The 24,182-nt window shown below is 57.0% G+C and carries 21 protein-coding genes; 11 read left to right on the top strand and 10 right to left on the bottom strand.

Annotated elements, in window-relative coordinates:
• Positions 1–6: 6 nt before the first annotated feature.
• From MF4836_RS06935 to MF4836_RS06960, 6 genes are read right to left on the bottom strand one after another with little or no spacing between them, the layout of a single operon-like run.
• On the bottom strand, positions 7–846 hold the full coding sequence (locus MF4836_RS06935; RefSeq protein ID WP_078469733.1) for an alpha/beta hydrolase: 840 nt from the start codon (positions 844–846) through the stop codon (positions 7–9).
• Positions 843–2,366, bottom strand: a complete 1,524-nt coding sequence (locus MF4836_RS06940) for a phytoene desaturase family protein (RefSeq protein ID WP_078469734.1) — start codon at positions 2,364–2,366, stop codon at positions 843–845. The genes MF4836_RS06935 and MF4836_RS06940 overlap by 4 nt, the downstream gene beginning before the upstream one ends.
• On the bottom strand, positions 2,363–3,262 hold the full coding sequence (locus MF4836_RS06945) for a diiron oxygenase (RefSeq protein WP_078469735.1): 900 nt from the start codon (positions 3,260–3,262) through the stop codon (positions 2,363–2,365). The genes MF4836_RS06940 and MF4836_RS06945 overlap by 4 nt, the downstream gene beginning before the upstream one ends.
• Positions 3,263–3,298: 36 nt before the next feature.
• Positions 3,299–3,565 (bottom strand): phosphopantetheine-binding protein, encoded by a 267-nt coding sequence (locus MF4836_RS06950; RefSeq protein ID WP_078469736.1) that lies wholly within the window; start codon positions 3,563–3,565, stop codon positions 3,299–3,301.
• A gap of 20 nt (positions 3,566–3,585) precedes the next feature.
• Positions 3,586–4,368 (bottom strand): MaoC/PaaZ C-terminal domain-containing protein, encoded by a 783-nt coding sequence (locus MF4836_RS06955; RefSeq protein WP_078469737.1) that lies wholly within the window; start codon positions 4,366–4,368, stop codon positions 3,586–3,588.
• 2 nt (positions 4,369–4,370) lie between these two features.
• Positions 4,371–5,639: a beta-ketoacyl-[acyl-carrier-protein] synthase family protein gene (locus MF4836_RS06960; RefSeq protein ID WP_178102922.1), complete on the bottom strand. Its 1,269-nt coding sequence runs from the start codon at positions 5,637–5,639 to the stop codon at positions 4,371–4,373.
• A gap of 441 nt (positions 5,640–6,080) precedes the next feature.
• Between MF4836_RS06960 and MF4836_RS06965 the strand changes: the two genes are divergently transcribed.
• Positions 6,081–6,761, top strand: coding sequence for an acyl-homoserine-lactone synthase (locus MF4836_RS06965; protein WP_078469739.1), 681 nt, complete (start codon positions 6,081–6,083; stop codon positions 6,759–6,761).
• 1 nt (position 6,762) lies between these two features.
• Here MF4836_RS06965 and MF4836_RS06970 read toward each other — a convergent pair whose 3' ends face one another.
• The gene (locus MF4836_RS06970) at positions 6,763–7,491 is read right to left on the bottom strand and encodes a helix-turn-helix transcriptional regulator (protein ID WP_178102923.1); all 729 of its coding nucleotides are present in this window, start codon (positions 7,489–7,491) and stop codon (positions 6,763–6,765) included.
• 243 nt (positions 7,492–7,734) lie between these two features.
• On the opposite strand from MF4836_RS06970, the gene MF4836_RS34890 reads away from it, so the two are divergent.
• Positions 7,735–8,052 carry a hypothetical protein gene (locus MF4836_RS34890; RefSeq protein ID WP_153050198.1) on the top strand — a complete coding sequence of 106 codons (318 nt, stop codon included), beginning with the start codon at positions 7,735–7,737 and terminating at the stop codon, positions 8,050–8,052.
• A gap of 89 nt (positions 8,053–8,141) precedes the next feature.
• On the opposite strand, the gene MF4836_RS06975 is transcribed toward MF4836_RS34890, so the two are convergent.
• The 3 genes from MF4836_RS06975 to MF4836_RS06985 form a co-directional block, all read right to left on the bottom strand.
• The gene (locus MF4836_RS06975; RefSeq protein WP_078469740.1) at positions 8,142–8,465 is read right to left on the bottom strand and encodes a DUF2388 domain-containing protein; all 324 of its coding nucleotides are present in this window, start codon (positions 8,463–8,465) and stop codon (positions 8,142–8,144) included.
• A 172-nt stretch (positions 8,466–8,637) separates the two neighbouring features.
• Positions 8,638–9,015: a hypothetical protein gene (locus tag MF4836_RS06980; protein WP_153050199.1), complete on the bottom strand. Its 378-nt coding sequence runs from the start codon at positions 9,013–9,015 to the stop codon at positions 8,638–8,640.
• 603 nt (positions 9,016–9,618) lie between these two features.
• A complete protein-coding gene (locus tag MF4836_RS06985; protein ID WP_153050200.1) occupies positions 9,619–10,443 on the bottom strand; it encodes a hypothetical protein in 825 nt (274 codons plus the stop codon).
• Between the two features lie 440 nt (positions 10,444–10,883).
• Between MF4836_RS06985 and MF4836_RS06990 the strand changes: the two genes are divergently transcribed.
• The 9 genes from MF4836_RS06990 (at position 10,884) to MF4836_RS07030 (ending at position 24,062) form a co-directional block, all read left to right on the top strand.
• Positions 10,884–11,111, top strand: coding sequence for a helix-turn-helix transcriptional regulator (locus MF4836_RS06990; protein ID WP_078469743.1), 228 nt, complete (start codon positions 10,884–10,886; stop codon positions 11,109–11,111).
• Between the two features lie 510 nt (positions 11,112–11,621).
• Entirely contained in the window at positions 11,622–12,290 is a 669-nt protein-coding gene (locus MF4836_RS06995; RefSeq protein ID WP_078469744.1) for an inovirus Gp2 family protein, read from the top strand.
• 181 nt (positions 12,291–12,471) lie between these two features.
• On the top strand, positions 12,472–13,377 hold the full coding sequence (locus MF4836_RS07000) for a WYL domain-containing protein (protein ID WP_078469745.1): 906 nt from the start codon (positions 12,472–12,474) through the stop codon (positions 13,375–13,377).
• Between the two features lies 1 nt (position 13,378).
• Positions 13,379–15,457 (top strand): RecQ family ATP-dependent DNA helicase, encoded by a 2,079-nt coding sequence (locus MF4836_RS07005; RefSeq protein ID WP_078469746.1) that lies wholly within the window; start codon positions 13,379–13,381, stop codon positions 15,455–15,457.
• Positions 15,454–16,809 (top strand): DNA-processing protein DprA, encoded by a 1,356-nt coding sequence (locus MF4836_RS07010; protein ID WP_078469747.1) that lies wholly within the window; start codon positions 15,454–15,456, stop codon positions 16,807–16,809. The genes MF4836_RS07005 and MF4836_RS07010 overlap by 4 nt, the downstream gene beginning before the upstream one ends.
• Positions 16,810–16,855: 46 nt before the next feature.
• A complete protein-coding gene (locus MF4836_RS07015) occupies positions 16,856–18,370 on the top strand; it encodes a type I restriction-modification system subunit M (RefSeq protein ID WP_078469748.1) in 1,515 nt (504 codons plus the stop codon).
• Complete coding sequence (locus tag MF4836_RS07020) at positions 18,367–19,893, top strand: type I restriction-modification system subunit M (protein ID WP_078469749.1); 1,527 nt, start codon at positions 18,367–18,369, stop codon at positions 19,891–19,893. The genes MF4836_RS07015 and MF4836_RS07020 overlap by 4 nt, the downstream gene beginning before the upstream one ends.
• Positions 19,886–21,088: a restriction endonuclease subunit S gene (locus tag MF4836_RS07025; protein ID WP_078469750.1), complete on the top strand. Its 1,203-nt coding sequence runs from the start codon at positions 19,886–19,888 to the stop codon at positions 21,086–21,088. The genes MF4836_RS07020 and MF4836_RS07025 overlap by 8 nt, the downstream gene beginning before the upstream one ends.
• Positions 21,078–24,062, top strand: coding sequence for a type I restriction endonuclease subunit R (locus MF4836_RS07030; protein ID WP_078469751.1), 2,985 nt, complete (start codon positions 21,078–21,080; stop codon positions 24,060–24,062). Before MF4836_RS07025 ends, MF4836_RS07030 begins: the two co-directional genes overlap by 11 nt.
• Positions 24,063–24,182: the final 120 nt, after the last annotated feature.

Genomic DNA, 24,182 nt, shown 5'->3' on the forward strand with positions numbered 1-24,182 from the left:
CCGTTGTTACGCGGGCACGACGGGTGTTTTAGCTTCTGCACGGTGGAAGAAATCGAAGATTTCCTCGAAGTAGCGGTCCCGATGCTTCTTGTGGTTTTCCAGATGGCGACAGCCTTCGAAACCGACCAGGTGCAGCGCCGCGCAATCGAGGCTCAGACCCGCGACGCTGGCCGCTGGGATAAAGCGGTCGTCGAGGCCGTAGAAATAGGCGATCGGTAGCCGGCCTACGCCGCGCAACGAGTGGTCGATGGCGCAGGTTCCGGTGGGCACTGCCAGGCGGCTGCCGCTGATCCAGCGCATGGCCAGTCGCAGCGGGCCACGGGTGAAATAGCTGCGCACCGACACCGGCACACTGTCCAGCACCGCCGAGGTGAAGGGCGTGGTATCCCGCGCCAGGGCATGGGACAGGTGATAGCCGCCAAACGAACAGCCCACCAGGTGCATGGGCAGGCCGGGGTTGTCCCGCTGCACCCGTCGGGCAATGGCCAGCACATCGTCGGCAAAGGCGTGGCCGCCGATGGTGCTGCGGCCGAAGCCTTTGAAGTTGAAGGCGACCACGTGATAACCCTGGTCGAGAAACGCCTGGTCCAGCTTGTTCTCGAAGAAGTAATGCATGCCGTACTTGAGGAACGGGTGGCATAACAGCACCACGCCCCGAGGGTGCATGACGGTGGTGCGCAGGGACGCCCCCTCCAGCCGACTGCCGTCGCGCGCGACTTCGACAAAACCTGCCGCGCGACTGGGGACGTCGCGCTTCCAGCCCTGGACCTGGCGGAACATGGTGCGGATGAACAGCTTGGAAATGGCCACACCCAGCCAACCCGTCGATTGCTCGTTTTTGCTCATGCTCGTTTCCATTGTCTGGCCTTCATCTCGGCATAACCGAATGCCGCTTCGTAACTGGGACCCGCCACCCAGGCGCTGAGGAACTGCACGCCCTGCACCGGGAAGCCGTGATGGAAGACATGGCCGCTCAGGTCCGTGCTCACCATCGCCCCATAACCCGAACCGTCGGTGTTGTTGGTGAACCGCACATAGGTGTGGGGCGTGGCCACTTCGGTATGCAGCACATGCCCGCGCAACCCCGGCACCTGGCTCAACAGACGCTCCACCAGGACGGCGCCGGCGCGCTGTTTCTTGGCCCGGTACTGCTCGGTACGGCGCTGCGGCCAATGAGCGATCGAGTCGAGCACGTTGATGCACACCACCAGGCCCGCAGCCGGGTCCAGGGCGTGATAGTTGGTAACCTCGACCGGCGACATTTCCCAGAAGGCTCGCTCACTGAGCGCCGCCTCATAACCGCTGCGTTCGGCAGCCATGCGCAGCTCGGCGCCGGCGCCCGGGTCCCCGGGGAACAACATCGACTCGCTGTGCAGCAAGCCCAGTTGCGCCGGTGGCAGGTCGGTCACCAGGTACACGGTGGTGGTCGAGCGGGCCGGTTTCAGCGCGGTGAGTTTCTCCCGCGTGGGGGCCAGCTCCACATCCGCCGCGAACAGCGACTGCACCGCGTAGTGCGGTGAAGCGTTGATGTACACCCGTGGCGAATGGAACACGCCGCGCCTGGTGCTGACCCCCGTGACGCTGCCTTGCCCGTCGGTGAGCACTTGATCGACCGCCGTGCTGAGCAGCACCTGCCCACCGGCCTGCTCGATCCGCTGCGCCAGCAGGTTGGACAGGTGCTGGGACGAGCCCCTGACATAGGCGTTGCCACGGTTGAGGGTGGCGTACACCACATGCAGGTAGTACAGGTAGCCCAGGTCTTCCGAGTAGCCGCCGACGTAGATGCCCGGCGCCGCCAGGATCTCGATCAGGTACGGGTCGTCGAACAGCTCGTGCAGCGCCTGGCGCACGGTCTTCTGCTTCAGGTGGCGATGGGCGAAGCGCAATTGGGCCATGTCCGGCTCAAAGGTGCCTTCCAGCATCTGGAACTGGTAATAGCCGTTGCGCCCGTAAGTCCGAACCTGTTCGAAGAAGGTCGCAATGCCCTCGGCCTGATGGGGAAAGCGCTCCAGCAACTGCTGTTGCGCGTCGTCCACATCGTTGGCCAGGGGCAAGGGTGTGCCGTCCTGGTAAGCGCAGAAGTAGTCTTCGGGATAGACTAGGTCCAGCGTGTCCTCCAGCTCGAGGCTGCGCAGGATGCGGATCAGGTTGCCGCCCTCGGCCATGCCGCTGAGCTTGTGCAGGCTGCAATCGAACACCGCCTCCTGCTTCGGTCGGCTGAACGTGGAGGCATACCCGCCGACGACAATATGCTTGTCGATCACCAGCAGGCGTACCCCAGGGTCACGTTTGACCAGCATGGCCGCACAGGCCAGGCTGGTGATCCCGGCACCGACGAAAATCGCGTCCCAGGACGGCTGGCTCATTGACGCAACCCCAGCTTGTCGACCCAGGCGTAGATCTCGGTGAAACGCACATCGTTGATCCGGGCGTTGTTGTCCGAGCGCCAGACTTCTTCGATCTTCGCCTTGTCGTCCATCGCGATCGGGAACTCGAACGACGTGTGCCGGGCGATTTCCGGGTTGTAGGTGAACATGTCGATCAGCGCCGGAATGATCCGACGGCTCATGGCTTTCACCTGGGCGATGGATTCCGCGCTCGCCGTTTCAAAGAACGACTCGCTGATCCAGCGACCGAAGGCGATGTGCCGGGCCTCGTCATGGTGATGTTCACGGAACAGGGTCCGGGTCATGGGTTCAATGCCAGGCCCCTGGGAGGTGTGCATCGCGCCCATTTCCGCCACCCACTCGATCAGCAGGGTGAACAGCACGCCCACCGCCGGCTCCATTTTCGGCAGGGTCACGGTCAGCAGTTCGTAGAGCCCTACCGGCGGGTTCCAGATCTCCAGGCCGGCCTTGACCATGAAGCGCTTGAAGGTCAGGGTGTGCACGATCTCCTCCTTGGAGAAGATCATCAGGTACTCCTGCAGGTCCTGGGAGATCCGATCGTGGAACTGGGTGATATAGCCCATGTACAACGACGGAATGGTCTGCTCCAGCCAGATGAACATGGAGATATCACGGCCGGTTTCCAGCCAGGCCAGCTCCAGTTTCTGCGCCTCGCTCAGGCCTTCACAGAAGCGCGTGCCATTGATCCACAGATGATCGGGGTCCTTTGGATAAAGGCTGCGATCGACTTCCTGGTTCCAGGGCAATACGGTCGCGTGGTCCATGGTCTTGTGATGCGAGACCTCGCTCAGCTTGCGGACCTTCGATTCCCTTGCCTCTGAAATGGTGAGCACACTATTGGTCAGCGTGGACATTCCCTTGCTCCTAATGGGTAACGGTGGATCTGCCGGTCAGGCAGGTGCGGTGGCCGATTCCTTGACCTCGACCACGAATTCGCACAGCTGGCGCAACGTGGCGATCTGGCGGCTGGCGAACGAGTCGGGATCCAGCGCCACGCCAATCTTCTTCTGCACCACAAGCTGCATCTCGACGAAATCCAGGCTGTCGAACGCCATCGATTCGATCTGGGTATCGAGGGTCACATCGTTTTCGTCGACGTCCTTGAGTTCCAGAATGAGGTCACGAACAACGGCAAATACTTTCTCTACGGTGGTCATTGCACAGCTCCTTGGTGGGGTTAAAGGGTTTTTGCCATCAGCCCGAGGGTGATGGTCATGACGTGGCGATCGCTGACATGCACCCCAAGATCGAGGGTGCCCACGGCCTTGCCGGGGCTTTCGATCAGGTTGATGTTGCCGATCTCACAGCGAATATCGGTCTGCAACCCGCCCAGGGAACGCAGCGAGGTGCAGAAGTTGATCTGGTGGCTGGTCTGCACCACCAGCAGGTCCGACAGGTCCTCAAGCCGGTTTGGTCTTTCCCGCTGCCGGAACTGCGCTGACAGGGAGTCGAAGACCACCCCCATGTGGTTGCGAATGAAGTGGGAAAAGATCAGCGCATCGAGCGCGACCCAATCATCGAAACCCTGGCCCAGGCCCTGGCGAAATTCCGCGAGCCAGGCCGTCACTTCCTCCCTGACCAGCAGAAAGCCCGCAGTGCTGGAGGACCAGAGCGGCGCGTCGACGATGCGCACGTGGCCGATCATGTGTTCGCTGTTGCCGATGCTCGACTGCAACTTGAACGCAGTGCTGTCGCTGCGCTCGCGGGTCGACAGGGCGACCAGGCTGTCGCGCAGCACCGGCGTCTTGAGCAGCGCCTTGAACTGCATCCAGTCCTGGGGCAGCACTGGGTTGACACGGCCCATGCGCTGCTTGACCGGCAGCAGCGCGAGCATGCCGTGCACCACCACATCGGCGGCGTCCATGCGGCGCGCGGCTTCCAGGTCGAAGTGAATCGGGTTGCGATCACCGGAGAGGCCGGCCCAGGCCTCGATCTGCTCGGCTGCAAATTGCAACTGCATGCTCAAACCACCTTGCGCAGCATGATGCCGGCGTTGGCGCCGCCGAAGCCGAAGCTCAGGTTCATCACGTTGTTCAGGCTCTGCCCATGCAGGTGCTCGTTGGGCACGTAGTTGAGGTCGCACTCGGGGTCGGCCTGATCCATGTGGATCGTCGCCGGGATAGTGCCGCGGGCCATGGCCTTGAGGCAGAACACCGCTTCCATCGAACCGGCAGCACCGATCAGGTGGCCGGTGTAGGACTTGGTGCTGGACATCGGAATGCCGTACGCGGCGTCCCCCAGGGCCAGCTTGATCGAGCGGGTTTCGTTGACGTCGTTGAGCGGGGTCGAGGTGCCGTGCAGGTTGATGTAGTCGATCTGCTCCGCCTGCACGCCGGCCTGCTTGCAGACCTCATTGATCACCCGTACCCGGGCCTGCATGTCTTCGGCCGGGGCGGTCATGTCGTAGGCATCCGAATAGTTGGCGTAGCCGGTGATCTCGCCAAGAATCTTCGCGCCCCGGGCCCTGGCCGACTCGTAGTCCTCCAGGCACAGCACCGCCGCGCCCTCGGACAGCACGAAGCCGCTGCGGCCCTTGCTGAACGGGCAGCAGGCCAGGCGGGTGTTTTCCTGCTCTTTGCTCAGGGCCTGGATGACATCCACCGACCACACGTTGAACTGCTCTTTCAGGGACTCGCTGCCACCGGCAATCATCACCTTGGCGCGGCCGCTGCGAATCGCCTCGTACGCTTCGCCGATGGCGATGGTGCCCGTGGCACAGGCCGCCACCGGGCTGTTCTGGATGCCGCGCATGTTCCAGTTCATGGTGATGCCGGCCGTGGCCGCATTGCACATCGACATGACCGTGGCGAAGGAGGTGGAGATGCCGTGGGCACGGTATTCGTTGTTATTGCTGTTGGCGGTGTCCAGGCCGCCCCAACCGGTGCCCAGGATCACGCCGCGATCGAAGGGCGAGACGATCTCATCCAGGGGCGTATCACCGAACGCCATGCGGATCGCCTCATGGGTCGCCACCAGGCTGTATTTGGCGAACAGCGGCAACATCTTGGAGATTTTCTTCGAAAACGGACGCATCGCCGCATGCCCGAAGTCATCGATAAAACCAAAGTAACGGGCGTGGATGCTCGGATCATCGAAGGTGTGCTGACGGTAGCCCACCTGGTAATCCATCATCGCGTCCCAGATAGCGTCGGCATTCTCGCCAAGCGAGCAGATGGCGCCATAACCGGTTACCACGACCCGGCGCGGTTCTGAAGAAGCAGACTTTTCCATGATCTTCCCTGTTTCGATGTCTTTGGCTTGAATGCCGCACAGCATGAAGAAGCCTGATCCAGACACTCAGACTGTCATTGGCATAGTTGGCGATAGAGGCAGATGGAGTACTTTCAATTACAAGCGATGACGGCAACTTAGAACAATCGTCCAATATTGAAAGTTCAGCGTGCAGCGTCATCCGGGCTTAACCACTGCCCGGCATAAGTTGTCGTAATTGCCAGGGCAGGACAACTGTATCTAGGTACAGATAGGTGATTAAAATCAAAGTGCGCAGGCGCCAACTGCACTAAGGTACAGGTCGCTACTGAACGGATATTGATAAACTAAGGAAAGTCGTTGGGGGTTATCTTCGATGTGCGGAAGTTAATGCCTTGCGCTCCTGCACCCATCGCTCTACTTAGTACTTAAGTACTACATTCATGGAAGAACGTTAATAATATGAACGCTATCGATTTTTACACGCTTGACTATAGTGCGACGCCCCATGCCTGGGTCGCTGACTTGTATGGCCTGCGCAAGGAAGTATTCGCCGACCGTCTGAATTGGAAGGTCAATGTAAACAACGGCATCGAGTTCGATGAATACGACAACGAGCGCACCACCTACCTGATCGGCACCTGGGAGGGCATTCCCCTGGCCGGCCTGCGGCTGATCAACACCCTGGACCCCTATATGGTCGAAGGGCCGTTCCGTGATTTTTTCCGCTGCGAGCCGCCAAAACATGCGCTGATGGCCGAATCCAGTCGCTTCTTCGTCGACAAGATCCGCTCACGCCACCACGGCCTGGCCCAGGTCCCCCTGACCGAAATGCTGCTCTTGAGCATGCACAACTACGCCGCGGCCAAGGGCCTGGAGTCGATCATCACCGTGGTCAGCAACGCCATGGGGCGGATCGTGCGCAACGCCGGCTGGCACTACGACGTACTGGATACCGGCGAAGCCTCGCCAGGGGAAAAAGTGCTGCTGCTGGACATGCCGGTCAACGAGCTGAATCGCCAGCGCCTGCTGGCCACTATTGCGCGCAAGCAACCCCTGTCAGCGGCACAGGCCAGCCTGTGGCCGCGCCCTCTGCAGGCTGGCGACAGCCCGCTCGATGTGCCCGAGCGGGTCCGTGCCTGAATCAGAGGATGCCTTGGCGCTGAGCCTCATAAACCGCCTGTTTGGCATTGCAGACCTGTAGCTTGCCGGCGATGTTGGACATGTGAAATTTTACCGTCCGCTCGGAAATCGCGCAGATCAGCGCGATTTCCCGGTAGGACTTGCCCATCATCACCCACTTGAGCACCGCCATCTCCTTGGCCGAAAGCGGCCCGCTCTGAAGCTTGGCAAACCACTCATCGACCGTTCGTAGGCTCAGCAGCCGGCGATGAAAGCGGATCAACGCCATCTGGATCTGCGCTTCCTGGTCGGCCATGCGTCGCTCAAAATCGGCTTGCGGCCCTTTGTTGCAAAGGCTCAACGAACTGAAAAGGCCGCAGGGGTCATGCAGGATAAAGGTGGCGCCGGAGCAGATCCGGTGTTGAGTGGAGCGGCGAAAAAACTCCCGGCTCTTTTCACAGGACGCGCTCTGCAACGCATCATCCCAGGAAAAGGGCGCACAACTTTTAAGCGCGTGATGAATGATCGGGTCGATCAAATGATAGCTGGCGTCCTTATAAGCTTTGAGCCAGGGCAAGGGGTAGTTTGAAACAATAAGAGGCGCCGCCTCACGATTACGAGGAACGGCAAAGTAGGCATAACTTAGCCCTTGCAGCTCCCCCAGCTGCGTTTCAAGTTCAGATTGTAAACAGACGTTTGAATGACCTTCGTCGACTGGGACGAAATCAGCGTATTTGAATTGACTATCCATGTCATGAGCTCATTATCCATCAGGATTAAGCGAACTTTGCTCAAACATTGAAGACAATGCAAGATTTTTCATTACGCCGAGCAAGTACGTACATGCCGCTGACATACAAGGCGTTTAATGCCGGTACAAGCGGACAGACGGTATTCGACCAAGGCCTAATATAAATCGACGAGACTAACTAGACGGTTTGTTTAGAAAACGATTGAAGTAAACACTTGCTTTTAACAACCTTGCTGTTTGAGGTTGAAAAACGCTGCCTTGATCCAAAGCCGGAGCATTTCTGCTTGCGGTTCGGTGATTATTGCCGAGCTGTTCCGTTCAGATTGTGCTGGTGAATTTTTAACAAAAGTTGCTCATCTTTCGGTCATCTGCCTCATACCTCCAGCAACAAAAGCCCCATGCACCTCCCTAACAATCCACACCAGAATATCGGCGATCTCTATCGCGACCACCGCCAGCGCCATGGACATTCGCTTCGACCACCCGCAACGCCCGGTGTGCCTGGAAGCCGGCCAGCAGACCGATTTCAGCCGCGCCCTCATTTCGCCCATCATCCCCTGAGCAAGACGCGGATGTGTGGCGCTGGACGGTGGGGTGAATCGGTATGAGAAACAAGAGGCCTGTGGCTGTGGACAGTTTGGAGGTCTACATCAGAATGAAGTAGCGATCGCCAGGGCCAGTTGTTGGTCGGTCATCAAGGGAGGGGTGTATGTCGTACGGTAATACCGCACTGCTTGCTCAAACTGAGCGCCGCGAATATCGCCATCTGAACCGACGAACGCAAGTGCGTCGGCTTTTGCAGGTTTGAAATTTTTAGCCGCCAGCTCAGAAAACCCGGTGGTTGCGGAAAGGACCGTGGTTGGGGCTAGCGTTATCATGATCATCGATTTTTCATAGGAATCATCGGACCGCTCAGTGGCATGAGCGCTGATCGATAACGTGAGGGCGGCAGCCATAATCTTCCATGAATCCATTCTTCGTTGCTTCCATTGCGATCCGAGGTCGCGACGATAGCAAATCAGGGTATCGCCAGAAACAAGAAGCCCGCGCAGTGGCGGGCTACAGAACACAGATCGGTGGCACATCAGTCCGACTCCCAGGTCTTCAACCTGGTCAAGCCGAACTTTAGTAGCGGGATAGCGGCTTCTATCGCAATACAGTCAACTTGCTTTGGCCACAAACCAGCGGCTCGAAGTGGTGATGAGTCTCGGCTCCCATGACGAAGCCACAATCCAGCGTCACCCTGGTTCCATTCGGCAAGTTTTCTCCGTCGTCTAACGCGAACTGCACACGATCTGCAGTGACTACATTTCCGATATCGGTCCGAACGGTCTTCTGCTCATCCAGAACCAATGCGGTATATCCAATTTTTGCAGGAGGTTTGATTTGCCCCAGTGGGTCGTTCGCGGCAAGCGTAAAAACGCGTCCTGTAAACTGCATGGGATTTGGTCCCGGCGGCGTAGGTGTCTCAGCTGCTGATACCGCAAGTGAAAACAGCGCCGGAATGAGCAAAAGTGATTTCATGATTTTCCCTTCACAGATCGAAGCCAAGCGGCATGCAGCAAATATATGGCTATAAGCCACCTGTCGAGTCAATAGCTTGCCCAGGAGTTCGCGATGGGCGCCGGGCACTCTCCATGGTTAGGCAAACTTATCGAGAGCACGCCTGTACGCGTACCTCAAAGCCCAATTGATGCGCTCGCTTAGCCGCAAGGTTCAGTTGCGGGCATCGTTTTGTTCAGCCTTAGTAAAAGCAGATTGCTCTGCGGGCTTCCCAGGCTTACGGCAGGGCGTTTACCTGCGGACCTTCAAGCGCGGTCGCAAAAATTAGCATGACCTCGATTCGTGTTGGAAAAACGGGACACCCAGCGTGCCAATCAAGTCGGGTCGACTTGTTGTGGCACTACATACTCAATACAAATGCTGTCATTAAGCTGGCATAACCGAGCCAAAACCATCCATTCAGGCACAAAAAAGGCACTTGCGATAAACGCTAAGTGCCTGATTTGTGTAGCTTGTTTGGTGGGCCGGGGTAATCTGAATAGGGCCAATAACTTCATGATTTTATTGTAGAAAATAAGTTTGTTTTTTTGTTTGGAATACCGTTTGGAATACTGGATTCCGTACTTAAGCCTTGTGGAGCATCTGTCCAAGATGCAAGCCCGTCTCTGCCTCGTTGAGGATTAGCTGTTCGAGGATTTTCGTCCTAGACAGCTTATGTTCCTTGGCAAGTTTATCGAGGGCGGCGTTGACATCGTTGGTGAGTACAAAATTGTACTGCTTCTTGTTGGGCGAATTCTCTCGCGTCTTTCGGGTGCTCCAACTCCGTTTGATTTTGAAAACGTAGAGCTCCTTTTCACCTTGGGTCGCGTCATGACGGTCGAAAAATTCCAGTAGCTCGCTATGGCTTGCGAAAGGGGGCTCATTTCGGGTTTGTTGAGGCAGGTGCTTCTTCATCCACTCCCATGCCATCAAGCATTTTGATTTCTCGTCCTCTTCCTTGAACCACCTAAATAGTTCGTCGTGCTGCAGATGCTCTCGCCACGCATATTCAAGGTCGATCAGCGCCATTTTCTTGTCGCTTAAGCGGGCGCTCCACAGATCAAAAATAGCAATTACTTGCTGCCGTATCGGCAATGTTGTGAGCGGCTGGGGAAGTCGTCTTTCGCCTACAACTTGCAGGGCTTTGCGTACCAGCCAGTTCGGCTGCCGTCCATCTTTCGCAACCCCGCGGAATTCGTCTTCGGAAAGAAACTGGGTGTCCTTGGCATGCTCAAGTGCCGCTATGAGCTTAGGGGTGAGGTGCCCAGCTATCTGCTGGCGCATGACTAAGCTGTTGAGCTGGCAGTCGTCAAAGTCAATCCCGTCATTTGACAGTGCATTCCATAGCCAAGTTATCTCCCTTGGCGGCATCTTCATAAGCCGACCGAGTGCGCCTTCACCTCTGCTCATTTCCTTTTCCTAGTATCTATCTAGTCTGATTATAGATCGTTAATAGCATGAATCTATAACAATTTATAGATGTTTTCTAGGTTGTTTATAGATGACATTACGTGATGCGAAACACCCTGTATTCGAGGCGTTCATGGCTTTTTAAGATCTACCCGTGCGATCACACACTCCATTCGCTGGATAAGCGACTGATGGCAAAGGTTGTGACAATCTTGAGTTTCTGCCCTGATGCAACCAGCATGAGCTGGTTGCGGGAGTCCAGGCAGAGATCGATGGCGAGCGCTTGCTGTTGCTTCAGCGAGGCCAAATGCAATATTGAGAAGGGCAAGGTGCTAGTGCGGGAGCAGGGCCGAGCTCCTATGCGTCTCGTTCTGTCGGGTGGCAGAAAGTTTTTCCTAACTGCTCCTGCAGATCCTCTGAGCTAATAGAGGAGCCTGCTCATGAGGATCATTCGTCTAAAAGAAGTCATCGACTCGACCGGTCTGGCACGGTCGACCATCTACAAATTCATTACCCTGGACACCTTTCCGAAGCCGGTCTCTCTGGGAGATCGATGCGTTGGATGGGTGGAAAGCGAGGTGCACGACTGGATCCTGGCAAGGATTGAAGAGCGCGACCTAGCTGAGAGTGCTTCAGCCCGATCTGGCCGTCTGAGTATGGCCAGCTAGAAACTAATCATAGCGCCATGATTGGCTGCGGCTGGTCATGGCGTTTATGTCGGGTTGGTCCATTGGTGCCCATGGACCAAACAAGGGGGCTTCCGCTAGGTCGAGCGATGCTGCTCCACATTGCTCGGTCTCTTGGGAGGCAAGCTTTCTTGGGGGCAGAGCTTCTGAACGATGATTTGTTTCCGGAGTGAGGCTAAGTCCAAAAAAGCCGGTGTGGCTTGAGCATTCGGGATTGGTTTCCCGAGCCGGTCGAGAGAGCCATTCTCGGTGCGGGTATTATGCTTTTAATAGTACTTATTACCCGTAGGGTTGGGAGGTTTGTGACATGGAGCTATGCATTTACCTGATGGGCTATCACCTGTACGGTTCCCACCTAGCCAACTGATACACAGCCGAGCACCGACCTATCTACTCAATAGAGGGATCAGGCAAGAAAATCATGGAGAGGTAACGGTTAAAAAGTACTCACCAGACGCAGCTTATGAAACTCAGCCCGAGGAGTAGTAACCCATGCGTCGACATCCAGATAACTCCAACCTCCACCTGTACTACGAACCCATCTACGAGGGCCTGCCAACGATGATCGAGGCCGGCCCCTTCATCCTCCAGTACATTTCCTCTCTCAAGCGCACCATAGGCTTGGCACTGGCTCAATACCCGAGAGTGCTGGCCTTTAGAGCTGATCTTCGGCTGCCGCAGGGTATCGATCTGTCTGAGTGCACCTACACGAATCAGGTCATCAGTAGGTTCATCGAATCTTTCAAGGCGAAGATTGAGCACAACCGTGAGAAGGCTCGTGATCGGAACCAGTATGCCCATGACTGCAAGGTTCGATACGTCTGGGCTAGGGAGTTAGGGGAGGGGCGACGACCGCACTACCATCTGCTGATCCTGCTTAACCGTGATTCCTTCTACACGTTGGGTCGGCTACGTTCTGAGAGGGCCAATAATATCAGCCGCCTGGAAGAGGCCTGGGCCAGTGCTCTGAGGCTGTCAGTGGACGAAGTGAGAGGGTTGGTCCATATCCCTGGGAATGCTGAATACCGAATAGACCGGAATGTCTGTCCAGGCGATTCTGACGAGTTACCAGCGCTATTCCATCGTGCCAGCTACCTCTGCAAGGCGGCTACGAAGTCGTACGGTGGTCGTCAGCGTGGATTCGATACCAGTAGGGGATAGCTGGTATTGCCGTCTGTTAGTGGTCGCCGAGTGGTGAGTTATCAGGAACTGTCGGCGGTGCATGGTTATCATGGTGATCATGATTCGCTCATCATAGTGATATTGTCTTCGTATTTTTGTAGGTATTATGCATCTACAAATTCCCGGAAGCGCATACGCTAACCCCGAACGAGCCCGTCAGATGTCGAACCAGCAGCTTTCAGATCTAACTCAGCCACAACGTGATCGTCTCGCGTTCGTAGAGTTGCGCGTCCGTTTTATTGGCGAGATACGCCGCCAGGACCTGGTGGTGCGGTTTGGCATCCAATCCGCCGCCGCATCAAGGGATCTGGCGCTGTATAAAGAGTTGGCCCCAGGCAATATCGACTACGACGCCAAGGGCAAGTCTTACGTCCTTGGGCCGGACTTTCAGCCGGTCTTCGACTTTCTCCCGGCGCGGGTACTTTCGTGGCTAACCCAGGGCTTTGGCGACGGTGAGCCAATGCGCCTCAAAGCGTCGGTTTCGAGTGAGAGCCCGTTACGTTTCACACACCCGGATCTGGATGTGCTGGCGAGTGTGACTAGGGCAATCCATCAGGAGTGCCCCCTGGGCATCGAGTACCACTCCATCTCCAGTGGTTGCACCGAGCGGGAAATCGTACCGTTTGCGCTGATCGACAATGGCCTGCGCTGGCATGTCCGCGCCTACGACCGTAAGTCGCAGGAGTTCCGGGACTTCGTCGTTACCCGGATCAAACGGCCGACCTTGATGAAAGGGGAATGTGTTCAGCTCCATGAACGCAGTGACCAGGACATTCAATGGACTCGAATCGTCGAGCTGGAAATAGTGCCGCACCCCGATCAGTCAAGCCCCGAAATCACGCAGATGGATTACGGGATGGTTGACGGCTCACTGCGAATGAAACTGCGCGCTGCCACCGCCGGTTACATCTTGCGCCAGTGGAGCGTTGACTGTTCATCCGACCACAGCTTGCGTGGTGACGAATACAGATTGTGGCTGAAAGACCATCTGGCGCTCTACGGCGTCAAGAACGCGGTATTGGCCCCGGGCTACCGCTTGCCCGATAAGAATAAAGGAGTGCAATAACGTGGCCTACGATCCAAAACGCGCGCTGGAACTTCTTCGGATCGGCTCCGGGCGTGCTGATGCTACTTTCCGCGATGGCCAGGAAGATGCTATTCGCCACATCGCCGAAGGCAAAGGCCGCTTGTTGGTCGTGCAGAAGACAGGATGGGGTAAGAGTTTTGTCTACTTTATCGCGACCGCGCTGCTGCGCGAGGCCGGTGCTGGGCCTGCGTTGTTGATCTCGCCGCTGCTGGCGCTGATGCGAAACCAAATCACTGCGGCGGAGCGAATGGGCGTTCGCGCCGCCACGATCAACTCCGACAACATGGATGACTGGACGGCAGTCGAGGGCAAACTGTCCAGGGGGGAAATCGACATTCTGTTGATCTCGCCCGAGCGCCTGGCAAACGAGCGCTTCCGCACCCAGGTATTGGCGGGTATCGCCGCACAGATTTCAATGTTGGTCATCGACGAAGCGCACTGCATTTCCGATTGGGGGCACGACTTCCGTCCTCACTACCGGCTGCTGGAGCGTATCGTTAAGACGCTGCCGCCCAATCTTCGACTCCTTGCTACGACGGCTACGGCGAACAATAGGGTCATGGAAGATCTCGCTGCGGTGCTCGGGCCCAAGATCGATGTGTCTCGGGGTGATCTTAATCGCACCTCGCTTTCTTTACAGACCATCCGCTTACCCAGCCAAGCCGAACGCCTTGCATGGCTGGCGGAGCAACTCGCCACGTTGCAAGGTCACGGCATCATCTACACGCTGACGGTGCGTGACGCCAATCAAGTGGCTGAATGGCTGAAGACCCAGGGCTTCAACGTAGAGGCCTACACTGGTGAGACCGGTGATCGCCGAGAGCAGCTTGAGCAGGCGCTACTCAACAACCAGGTCAAAGCGCTGGTTGCCACGACGGCTTTGGGGATGGGGTATGACAAGCCCGACCTGGCATTTGTCATCCACTACCAGATGCCGGGTTCGGTGGTCGCCTACTACCAGCAGGTCGGTCGTGCGGGACGTGCACTGGACTCCGCCTACGGGGTGCTGCTCAGCGGTGAGGAAGAGTCTGACATCACTGACTGGTTTATCCGGAGTGCCTTCCCGACCCGACAGGAAGTGGCCGATGTTCTGGAGGCGCTAGAAGAAGAACCCAACGGTTTGTCCGTTCCTGAGATGCTAGGCCGACTCAATCTCAGCAAGGGGCGTGTTGAGAAGACGATTGCACTGCTTTCGCTCGAAGCACCAGCGCCCATAGCCAAGCAGGGCAGTAAGTGGCAGCTTACGGCGGCAACTTTGAGCGAAAGCTTTTGGGGGCGAGCGGAACGGCTCACTGCATTGCGGCGTGACGAACACCAGCAGATGCAGGAATACGTTGGTCTGCCGTTTGGCGATCACATGGGGTTCCTGATCGGCGCACTCGACGGTGATCCAACTGTTGTAACGGAACCTGCCTTACCGCCATTGCCTACAACTGTGGATACCGAGCTGGTCAAAGCTGCCGTTTCGTTTCTTCGTCGAACCAGCTTGCCCATTGATCCGCGCAAGAAATGGCCGGACGGCGGGATGCCCCAGTACGGCGTTAAGGGATTCATTGCTCCCGCCCATCAGGCCGAATCCGGCAAAGCGCTATGCGTTTGGGGGGATGCTGGTTGGGGCGGGCTGGTTCGGCAAGGTAAGTACCACGATGGCCGTTTTTCCGACGACCTAGTTACTGCTTGCGTGAAGATGATCCGCGACTGGAGTCCGCAACCGACCCCGACCTGGGTGACCTGCGTTCCTTCGCTTCGGCATCCTGGTTTGGTACCCGATTTCACGCAACGCTTGGCTGCTGCACTGGGTCTGCCGTTTCACATGGTCATCACGAAAACAGACGCAAGGCCCGAACAGAAAACGATGGCAAACAGTACACAACAGGCGCGTAACATTGATGGCTCGCTCGCACTTAACGGCCAGATCATCCCTCCTGGCCCGGTCCTCTTGGTTGATGACATGGTCGATTCGCGCTGGACGCTGACGGTGTCTGCGTGGCTACTGCTCAAGAACGGTAGTGGCGCGGTTTGGCCGATGGCCCTTTCACAGACGGGGCACGACGAATGACGCCGGTCCTATCACCCAACACGCAGGCGATCCTGCTACTGACTGCGCCGCTCATTGCCGGGCGCGGAACCGCGTCATCCGATCTACTCTCGCCCGGGGAATACAAACGCCTCGCACGTCATTTGCGCGAAATCCAACGGCAACCATCCGATCTCATCTCGTCAGGCGCGGCTGAGATCCTGCGTGCCTGCCAGCCGGTGATTGACGAAAGCCGTTTGCAGCGGTTGTTGGGACGCGGATTCCTGCTGAGCCAAGTGGTTGAGCACTGGCAGGCACGTGCCATTTGGGTGGTTAGCCGTGCCGACGCCGAGTATCCGCGTCGCTTGAAGGCACGTCTTCGCGAAGACTCGCCAGCTGTACTCTACGGCTGTGGTGACATGAGTTTGCTTGAATCTGGTGGGCTTGCTGTCGTCGGGTCGCGTCATGTGGACGAATCTCTGATCAACTACACGATGGCAGTTGGTCGGCTCGCTGCTCAAGCAGGGAGAGCGCTTGTCTCAGGCGGTGCCAAAGGTATCGATCAAGCCGCGATGCGCGGGGCCTTGGAGGCAGGTGGAAAGGTTTGTGGTGTTCTGGCTGACAGCCTCGAAAAGACCACCATGAACCGCGAGCACCGCAATCTGTTGCTTGATGGCCAGCTAGTGCTGGTTTCGCCCTACGACCCGAATGCCGGGTTCAACGTCGGTCATGCCATGCAGCGGAACAAGCTGATTTACGCATTGGCCGATACGTCCCTCGTAGTGAGTGCCGACTTTAACAAAGGTGGTACTTGGGCGGGCGCAGTCGAGCAGCTCGACAAGCTCAAGTTCGTCCCTGTCTTCGTTCGACCGACGAGCGACTCTTCTGTGGGGCTGGAAGGTTTGCGAAAGAAAGGCGCGCGTCTCTGGCCGAACCCGCAAGACGTGGATTCGTTCGAAGCGGTGTTCAACGTAGTGATGCCGACACAGGCGGCCGCCACACAGGTTGGTTTTGCGCTGTTTTCGAACGATGGGCCATCGCCAACTGACTCCAAGCCAACGGCATCTTTAGACGTTATTTCCGATGTGCAATTAGCAGTTGCGACCTCGGAAGAGCTGCCGCCAGTCAAACCAGAGTGCGTGGCACCGATGGAAGAGGCTAAGGGATCTCCGCAGCCGGAATCGACCCCTGCTGAAATGCTCTTCGCCGCTGTGCGCCCTGTTATTCAGCAGCTCTTGAATGCACCGATGAAAGACGTCGAAGTGGCCGCCGCGCTGGACATCTCAAACGCGCAGGCCAAGGCGTGGCTACAGCGTCTCGTCGACGAAGGATTGATCGAGAAGCAGAAGAATCCACTGGGTTACATCGCTAAGCAGTCCAACCTTTTCGGCTAAACAGTGAAGAATATGTACGTATACAGGCCGCTTTGCGGTGAATTTTATGAAAAGGGCTACTTTTTTGAGTGACCAACTAATTACCCTTAGTCAGCTCGAAAGCCACCTCTGGGAGTCCGCCAACATCCTGCGCGGTCCGGTAGATGCAGCTGATTTCAAGACCTACATCTTCCCGTTGTTGTTCTTCAAACGCATTTGCGACGTATGGGATGACGAGAATCGCGAAGTCGTTGAAGAGGGCGGCGATCCTGAGCTGGCACTTTTTCCTGAGTCGCATCGATTCCAGATTCCTGATTACTGCCACTGGGAGGATGTTCGCGAGAAGTCGATCAACGTAGGCGCAGCACTTCAATGGGCTATGCGCCAGATCGAAAAAGCAAACCCAGAAAGCCTCTACGGGGTATTCGGCGATGCGCAGTGGTCAAACAAGGATCGTCTGTCAGACCCATTACTCAAAGATTTGATCGAGCACTTCTCCAAGCTTCCACTAGGCAACAAAAATGTAAGTTCAGATCTTCTGGGCGATGCCTACGAATACCTGATCAAGAAATTTGCCGACGCCACCAACAAGAAAGCCGGTGAGTTCTATACCCCGCGCAGCGTAGTGCGGTTGATGATCGACATGCTTGATCCGAAAGAGGCCGACACCATCTATGACCCAGCCTGTGGGACGGGAGGTATGTTGCTCGCTGCCGTCCAGCACGTGAAGGAAAAACACGGCGATGTAAAACGCCTTTGGGGCAAGCTCTTCGGCCAGGAAAAAAACCTTACCACGTCTGCTATCGCTCGCATGAACTTGTTCCTGCACGGTATTGAAGACTTTCAGGTAGTGCGTGGCGACACGTTGCGCAACCCTGCGTTCTTTGAAGGCGACCATCTGGCGAGTTTCGACTGCGTGATCGCTAACCCTCCCTTCTCGCTTGAAAAATGGGGGGAGGAACAGTGGATCAATGATCCTTTCGGCCGCAATTTCGCTGGTCTGCCACCATCCAGTTCTGGCGACTTCGCCTGGGTACAACACATGGTTAAATCCATGGCTGATGCAACGGGACGAATGGCTGTGGTGCTACCCCAGGGGGCCCTATTCCGCAAAGGTGCCGAAGGCAGCATCCGCCAGAAGTTGTTAGAAATGGATTTGGTTGAAGCGGTTATCGGTCTCGCCCCTAATCTGTTCTACGGTACAGGCCTTGCCGCAAGTATCCTGGTCCTGCGCAAACGCAAGCCGGTAGAACACAGAAATAAAGTGTTAATCGTCGACGCATCACGCCTGTTCAAGCGAGGTCGTGCGCAAAACTTCCTTGACACGGTTCATGCCGATGAAATCCTGGCCTGGTATCAAAGCTTTACCGATGTGCAGGATGCAGCAAAGGTCGTCACCCTCGATGAAATTAAGGCGGAAGACTGGACGCTGAACATTTCGCGGTATGTCCTACCTCCGCTGCGAGAAGACATCCCGCCACTGCCTGACGCCATCGCGGCATTTAAGGACGCACTCACTCGCTGTCGCGAGGCCGAAGAACAGCTCGCGAAGCTCATGGCAGAAGGGGACTGGCTTAAATGAGTTACCTAAGCAAACGCATCACCCAACGAGAGCTCGAAAGCTACCTGTGGGGCGCAGCCGTGCTGCTGCGCGGCCTCATCGACGCAGGCGACTACAAGCAGTTCATCTTCCCCCTACTGTTCTACAAACGTGTGGCCGATGTATGGGAGGAGGAATACCAGGCGGCGCTAGCCAACTCCGCCGGGGACCTCTCTTACGCCAAGTTTGCTGAAAACCACAGATTTCAGATTCCTGAGGGAGCCCATTGGAAGGATGTAAGGCAAACCGCAATGAGCGTGGGTGCTGCAATTCAAAGGGCCATGCGAGCAATCGAGACGGCCAATCCAGATCTGCTGGACGGCATTTTCGGTGATGCTCCCTGGACCAACCGTGAGCGTTTGCCTGACGAAACGCTGAAAAACCTTATAGAACACTTCTCCACTCAGACATTGTCAGTGGCCAACGTGCCGGAGGACGAGCTCGGTAACGCCTACGAATATCTGATCAAAAAGTTCGCCGATGACTCGGGCCATACGGCCGCCGAGTTCTACACCAACCGCACCGTGGTACACCTGATGACGCAACTCCTGGAGCCGCAGGCGGGCGAGTCGATCTACGACCCCACCTGCGGCACAGGCGGCATGCTGATCTCGGCATTGGACGAAGTGAAGCGCTCTGGTGGCGAATACCGCACGCTCAGGCTCTACGGGCAGGAGCGCAACCTCATCACGTCGTCCATCGCCCGTATGAATTTATTCCTGCACGGCGTGGAAGACTTCGAGATCATCCGTGGTGACACCCTGGCCGACCCCAAGCACATCGCGGGCGACCGACTTCGCCAGTTCGACGTGATCCTAGCCAACCCGCCGTACTCCATCAAGCAGTGGAGCCGCGAGGCTTGGAGCAGTGACAAGTGGGGCCGTAACTCGCTGGGCACCCCGCCGCAGGGTCGCGCCGATTACGCCTTCCAGCAGCACATCCTGACTAGCCTCACGACCAAGGGGCGTAGTGCAGTGCTCTGGCCCCACGGCGTGCTGTTTCGCAACGAAGAGCAGGCCATGCGCGCCAAGATGATCGAGCAGGACTGGGTGGAGGCCGTGATCGGCTTGGGCCCCAACCTGTTCTACAACTCCCCGATGGAGTCGTGCATCGTTATCTGTAACCGCAAGAAGTCGGCCGTACGCAAAGGCAAGGTGATCTTCATCGACGCGGTGAACGAGGTCACGCGGGAAAGTGCACAGAGCTTTCTGAAATCCGAGCACCAGCAGCGCATCCTGACTGCCTACAAGACGTTTGCGGATGAGCCCGGCTTCGCCAAGGTCGCCACCTTGGCCGAGATCGGCGCCAGCGCTAGCAACCTGTCTATCCCGCTTTACGTGAAACGCATTGCCGCCGCCATCGCAACCGATAGTAATGGCGACGCGTTATCGCTGCGCTCCTCCTGGGAGCGGTTGCAGAACGAAGGCCGCGCCTTCTGGCAGCAGATGGATGCGCTTGTAGAAACGCTGGATGGGATGATTGCGGAGGACATCGATCGTGTCTGATAAGAACATTAAAGCGCTAAAGCCCGGCTGGCGGCGGGTGAAGTTTGGCGACGTGGTGCGCCTCTCGAAAGCCCGCAGCCAAGATCCGCTGACAGATGGCTTTGATCGCTATGTTGGCATGGAGCATCTGGAGCCGGGCGATTTGCGCATTCGCAGTTGGGGCAATGTCGCTGACGGCGTGACCTTCACCAGCGTGTTCCAGCCCGGGCAGGTGCTGTTTGGCAAGCGCCGCGCTTACCAGCGCAAGGTGGCCGTGGCGGATTTTGCCGGAGTTTGCTCCGGTGACATCTATGTGCTTGAAACAAAGGATGTGCAGGTCTTGCTGCCGGGTTTGCTGCCTTTCATTTGCCAGACCGAGGCTTTTTTCGATCACGCGGTAGGCACATCGGCCGGCTCGTTGAGCCCCCGTACCAACTGGACGAGTTTGGCGGATTTCGAGTTCTCGCTGCCGCCGATGGATGAGCAACATCGTCTCGTCAAGCTTCTCGGCGCTATTGAAGAATGCTTGGTTTCGTTTGTGGAAGCGGACCTCGCGACAATAGCACTAGAAAACTCACGCCTTGAAGACGCGCTGGCTTCGGTGCAGGCTGACCGTTTCATTACGGTCGACAAACTCGTGCCAACGGGGCCAAAAAACGGGGTGTCCCCGAAAGCTAACGCTGACGAGCGAGGATATCCAACTCTCAGTATCGGCGCCGTAAGAGATGGTCGCATTGTGACAGAGGGCAATACTAAGTACGCCGAGATATCCGAAACTGAAGCTGCTACGTTTGAACTGAAGGCCAACGACGTTCTTGTTGTGCGTGGAAACGGCAACAAGCTACTCACAGGCAAGTGCGGTCTTGTCGATGTTGTGCCAAAGGGTTGTTTCTATCCAGACCTGCTTATTCGACTGAAGTTTGACGAGAACATCATCAGGCCAGAGTTTGCGGTTTGGCAGTGGAACAGCCAGAGCACGCACAATCGACTGATCTCTCGCGCCAAATCCACAAACGGAATCTGGAAGATCAACGGTGCTGATATTCGCCAGCACCAGCTCAAGGTGCCAGAAGTAGAAGAACAGGATGCTCTGTTGGCAGAGATGAGAGCGATTCGGTCGGCTCGGAAAGACATAGCTACTCGCAAGGAGGCGGCGCAGAACCTGAAACTGCACGCGCTCGAGTCAATTGAGAATAGGGGCGCAAATGGCATTTAACGAATCCAACACCGTCGAAGCCTACGTCCGCGACCTGCTCGCGGGCCCCATCAAGGCTGTCCCGACCAATATCGTCCAAGAATCGCAAGTCAGCTACGGCCCCAATCCAAAAGGCATCGGCTGGCGCTACGCGGTGCCGAGTGAAGTGCCGCGCCAGATTCAGGACGTGCTGGTCGAGCCCTGGCTGCGGGATGCGCTGATCCGTCTGAACCCTGATATTGCTGCACAGCCCGACCGCGCTGACGAAGTGCTCTACAAGCTGCGCGCCATCGTGTTGTCTGTGCGTTCGGATGGCCTGATACGCGCCAACGAGGAAATGACCGCTTGGATGCGTGGCGAGCGCTCGATGCCCTTCGGCCAGAACAACGAGCATTTGCCGGTGCGGCTGATCGATATGGACGACTTGTCGCAGAACCAGTACATCGTCACCCAGCAGTACACCTACCGTGCCGGCCCCACTGAGCGCCGCGCCGATCTAGTGCTTTTGGTCAACGGTCTGCCGCTGGTGCTGATCGAGGCCAAGACGCCGGTCAAGAAATGCATCAGCTGGGTCGATGGTGCAGTGCAGGTACACGATGACTACGAGAAATTCGTGCCAGAGCTGTTCGTCTGCAATGTGTTCTCGGTGGCCACCGAGGGCAAAGCCTACCACTTCGGATCCGTTGGCCTGCCGGTTAAGGACTGGGGGCCGTGGCATCTGGAGGGAGGCGATGCGCAGCACCATCCGCTGAGGTCACTCAAGCTGTCGGCCGAGAGCATGTTGCGGCCGCATGTGGTGTTGGACATCCTCGGAAGCTTCACCCTGTTCGCCACAGACAAGAAGCAGCGCCGCATCAAGGTTATCTGCCGCTATCAGCAGTACGAGGCAGCTAACAAGATTGTCGAGCGCGTGCTGGCAGGCTACCCCAAGAAAGGCCTGATCTGGCACTTCCAGGGCTCGGGCAAGTCGCTGTTGATGGTGTTTGCCGCGCAAAAACTGCGGATGCACGCCGGGTTGAAGAACCCCACTGTGTTGATCGTGGTGGACCGAATCGACCTGGATAGCCAGATCACCGGCACCTTCACCGGGGCGGACATTCCCAATCTGGAAAAGGCCGATACGCGGGAGAAGCTGCAGCAACTGCTAGCGCAGGATGTGCGCAAAATCATCATCACGACGATCTTCAAGTTCGGCGAGGCCACAGGCAGCCTGAACGATCGCAGCAACATCATTGCACTGGTGGACGAAGCACACCGCACGCAAGAAGGTGATCTGGGCCGTAAGATGCGCGAGGCCCTGCCCAATGCATTTCTGTTCGGTCTGACCGGCACACCCATCAACCGTGCCGACCGCAACACCTTTTACGCCTTTGGTGCCGACGAGGACGAAAAGGGCTACATGAGCCGGTATGGTTTCGAAGAATCGATCCGCGACGGCGCCACGCTGAAACTACACTTCGAGCCGAGACTGATCGATCTGCATATCGACAAGGCAGCCCTCGACGCTGCCTATAAAGATTTGACCGGTGGCTTGTCGGACCTTGATAAGGACAACCTCGCCAAGACCGCCGCGAAGATGGCCGTGTTGGTTAAGACCCCCGAGCGTATCCGCAAGGTGTGTGAGGACATTGTTCAGCACTTTCAGGGCAAGGTAGAGCCCAATGGCTTCAAGGGCCAGATCGTCACCTTCGACCGTGAGTCGTGCCTTCTGTTCAAGGCGGAGTTGGATAAGCTGCTGCCACCGGAGGCCACCGATATCGTTATGTCGGTGCAGGCCGCTGATAAGAAGGCGCACCCGGAGTACGCTACTTACGACCGCTCGCGCGATGAAGAAGAACGGCTGCTCGACCGCTTCCGCGACCCGGCCGACCCGCTGAAGCTGATCATCGTCACAGCCAAGCTACTGACCGGCTTCGATGCGCCGATCTTGCAGGCGATGTACCTGGATAAGCCTTTGCGTGACCACACCTTATTGCAGGCGATCTGCCGGGTGAACCGGACATACTCCGAGCAGAAGACCCATGGTCTGATCGTGGATTATCTGGGCATCTTCGACGATGTTGCTGCTGCGCTGGAGTTTGATGACCAGAGCGTCAAACAGGTTGTTAGCAACATCCAAGAACTGAAGGACAAGCTGCCCGAAGCGATACAGAAGTGCCTGGCCTTTTTCCCCGGCATCGATCGTGACCAGCAAGGCTATGAAGGCCTGATGGCTGCGCAGGAGTGTTTGCCGAACAACGAGGTGCGGGACAACTTTGCCGCCGAATACAGCGTACTTAACAAGATCTGGGAGGCGTTGTCGCCCGACTTGGTGCTAGGTGCCTTCGAGAAAGACTACAAGTGGCTGTCACAGGTGTATCAGTCGGTGCAGCCTTCCAGCGGTCACGGCAAGCTGATCTGGCACTCACTAGGCGCCAAGACTATCGAGCTGATTCACCAGAACGTGCATGTGGATGCGGTGCGCGATGACCTCGACACCCTTGTGCTGGACGCCGATTTGCTAGAGGCAGTTCTCTCGAACCCTGACCCGAAGAAGGCGAAGGAAATCGAGATAAAGCTTAAGCGCCGGCTTCGTGGGCACAGTGGCAACCCCAAGTTCAAGCAATTATCGGAGCGACTTGATGCCTTGAAAGATCGCTTCGAGTCCGGGCAGATCAACAGCGTGGAGTTTTTGAAAGCTTTGCTGGAGATCGCCAAGGAAACGCGTCAGGCCGAGAAGGAAATACCGCCCGAAGAGGACGAGGATCGCGGTAAGGCAGCACTGACCGAGTTGTTTAACGAGGTTAAGACGGCTGATACGCCGATCATGGTCGAGCGGGTAGTCGCGGACATTGATGAGATCGTGCGTTTAGTGCGCTTCCCTGGCTGGCAGGGTACGCAAGCTGGTGAGCGTGAGGTCAAGAAAGCCCTGCGCAAATCTCTCTTTAAGTACAAGCTGCACGCGGATGAAGAGCTGTTCGAGAAAGCCTATAGCTACATCCGACAGTATTACTAAGGGGGCAGGGATGCTTCAACAGTTGTAATCACGACAAGGACCAGTACGGTGAACGGTGCATTCTCGGCGTTGTACGACTAGACGATTTGAACATCCGGAGCCATGTCCACTATGCGATGC

The sequence above is a fragment of the Pseudomonas sp. MF4836 genome (assembly GCF_002018875.1).
GTDB lineage: Bacteria > Pseudomonadota > Gammaproteobacteria > Pseudomonadales > Pseudomonadaceae > Aquipseudomonas.

Excerpts from the sequence above, each read along its gene's own strand:
- MF4836_RS06935 (WP_078469733.1), bottom strand. The coding sequence starts at position 846 with ATGAGCAAAAACGAGCAATCGACGGGTTGGCTGGGTGTGGCCATTTCC.
- MF4836_RS06940 (WP_078469734.1), bottom strand. The coding sequence starts at position 2,366 with ATGAGCCAGCCGTCCTGGGACGCGATTTTCGTCGGTGCCGGGATCACC.
- MF4836_RS06945 (WP_078469735.1), bottom strand. The coding sequence starts at position 3,262 with ATGTCCACGCTGACCAATAGTGTGCTCACCATTTCAGAGGCAAGGGAA.
- MF4836_RS06950 (WP_078469736.1), bottom strand. The coding sequence starts at position 3,565 with ATGACCACCGTAGAGAAAGTATTTGCCGTTGTTCGTGACCTCATTCTG.
- MF4836_RS06955 (WP_078469737.1), bottom strand. The coding sequence starts at position 4,368 with ATGCAGTTGCAATTTGCAGCCGAGCAGATCGAGGCCTGGGCCGGCCTC.
- MF4836_RS06960 (WP_178102922.1), bottom strand. The coding sequence starts at position 5,639 with ATGGAAAAGTCTGCTTCTTCAGAACCGCGCCGGGTCGTGGTAACCGGT.
- MF4836_RS06965 (WP_078469739.1), top strand. The coding sequence starts at position 6,081 with ATGAACGCTATCGATTTTTACACGCTTGACTATAGTGCGACGCCCCAT.
- MF4836_RS06970 (WP_178102923.1), bottom strand. The coding sequence starts at position 7,491 with ATGGATAGTCAATTCAAATACGCTGATTTCGTCCCAGTCGACGAAGGT.
- MF4836_RS06975 (WP_078469740.1), bottom strand. The coding sequence starts at position 8,465 with ATGGATTCATGGAAGATTATGGCTGCCGCCCTCACGTTATCGATCAGC.
- MF4836_RS06980 (WP_153050199.1), bottom strand. The coding sequence starts at position 9,015 with ATGAAATCACTTTTGCTCATTCCGGCGCTGTTTTCACTTGCGGTATCA.
- MF4836_RS06985 (WP_153050200.1), bottom strand. The coding sequence starts at position 10,443 with ATGAGCAGAGGTGAAGGCGCACTCGGTCGGCTTATGAAGATGCCGCCA.
- MF4836_RS06990 (WP_078469743.1), top strand. The coding sequence starts at position 10,884 with ATGAGGATCATTCGTCTAAAAGAAGTCATCGACTCGACCGGTCTGGCA.
- MF4836_RS06995 (WP_078469744.1), top strand. The coding sequence starts at position 11,622 with ATGCGTCGACATCCAGATAACTCCAACCTCCACCTGTACTACGAACCC.
- MF4836_RS07000 (WP_078469745.1), top strand. The coding sequence starts at position 12,472 with ATGTCGAACCAGCAGCTTTCAGATCTAACTCAGCCACAACGTGATCGT.
- MF4836_RS07010 (WP_078469747.1), top strand. The coding sequence starts at position 15,454 with ATGACGCCGGTCCTATCACCCAACACGCAGGCGATCCTGCTACTGACT.
- MF4836_RS07015 (WP_078469748.1), top strand. The coding sequence starts at position 16,856 with ATGAAAAGGGCTACTTTTTTGAGTGACCAACTAATTACCCTTAGTCAG.
- MF4836_RS07020 (WP_078469749.1), top strand. The coding sequence starts at position 18,367 with ATGAGTTACCTAAGCAAACGCATCACCCAACGAGAGCTCGAAAGCTAC.
- MF4836_RS07030 (WP_078469751.1), top strand. The coding sequence starts at position 21,078 with ATGGCATTTAACGAATCCAACACCGTCGAAGCCTACGTCCGCGACCTG.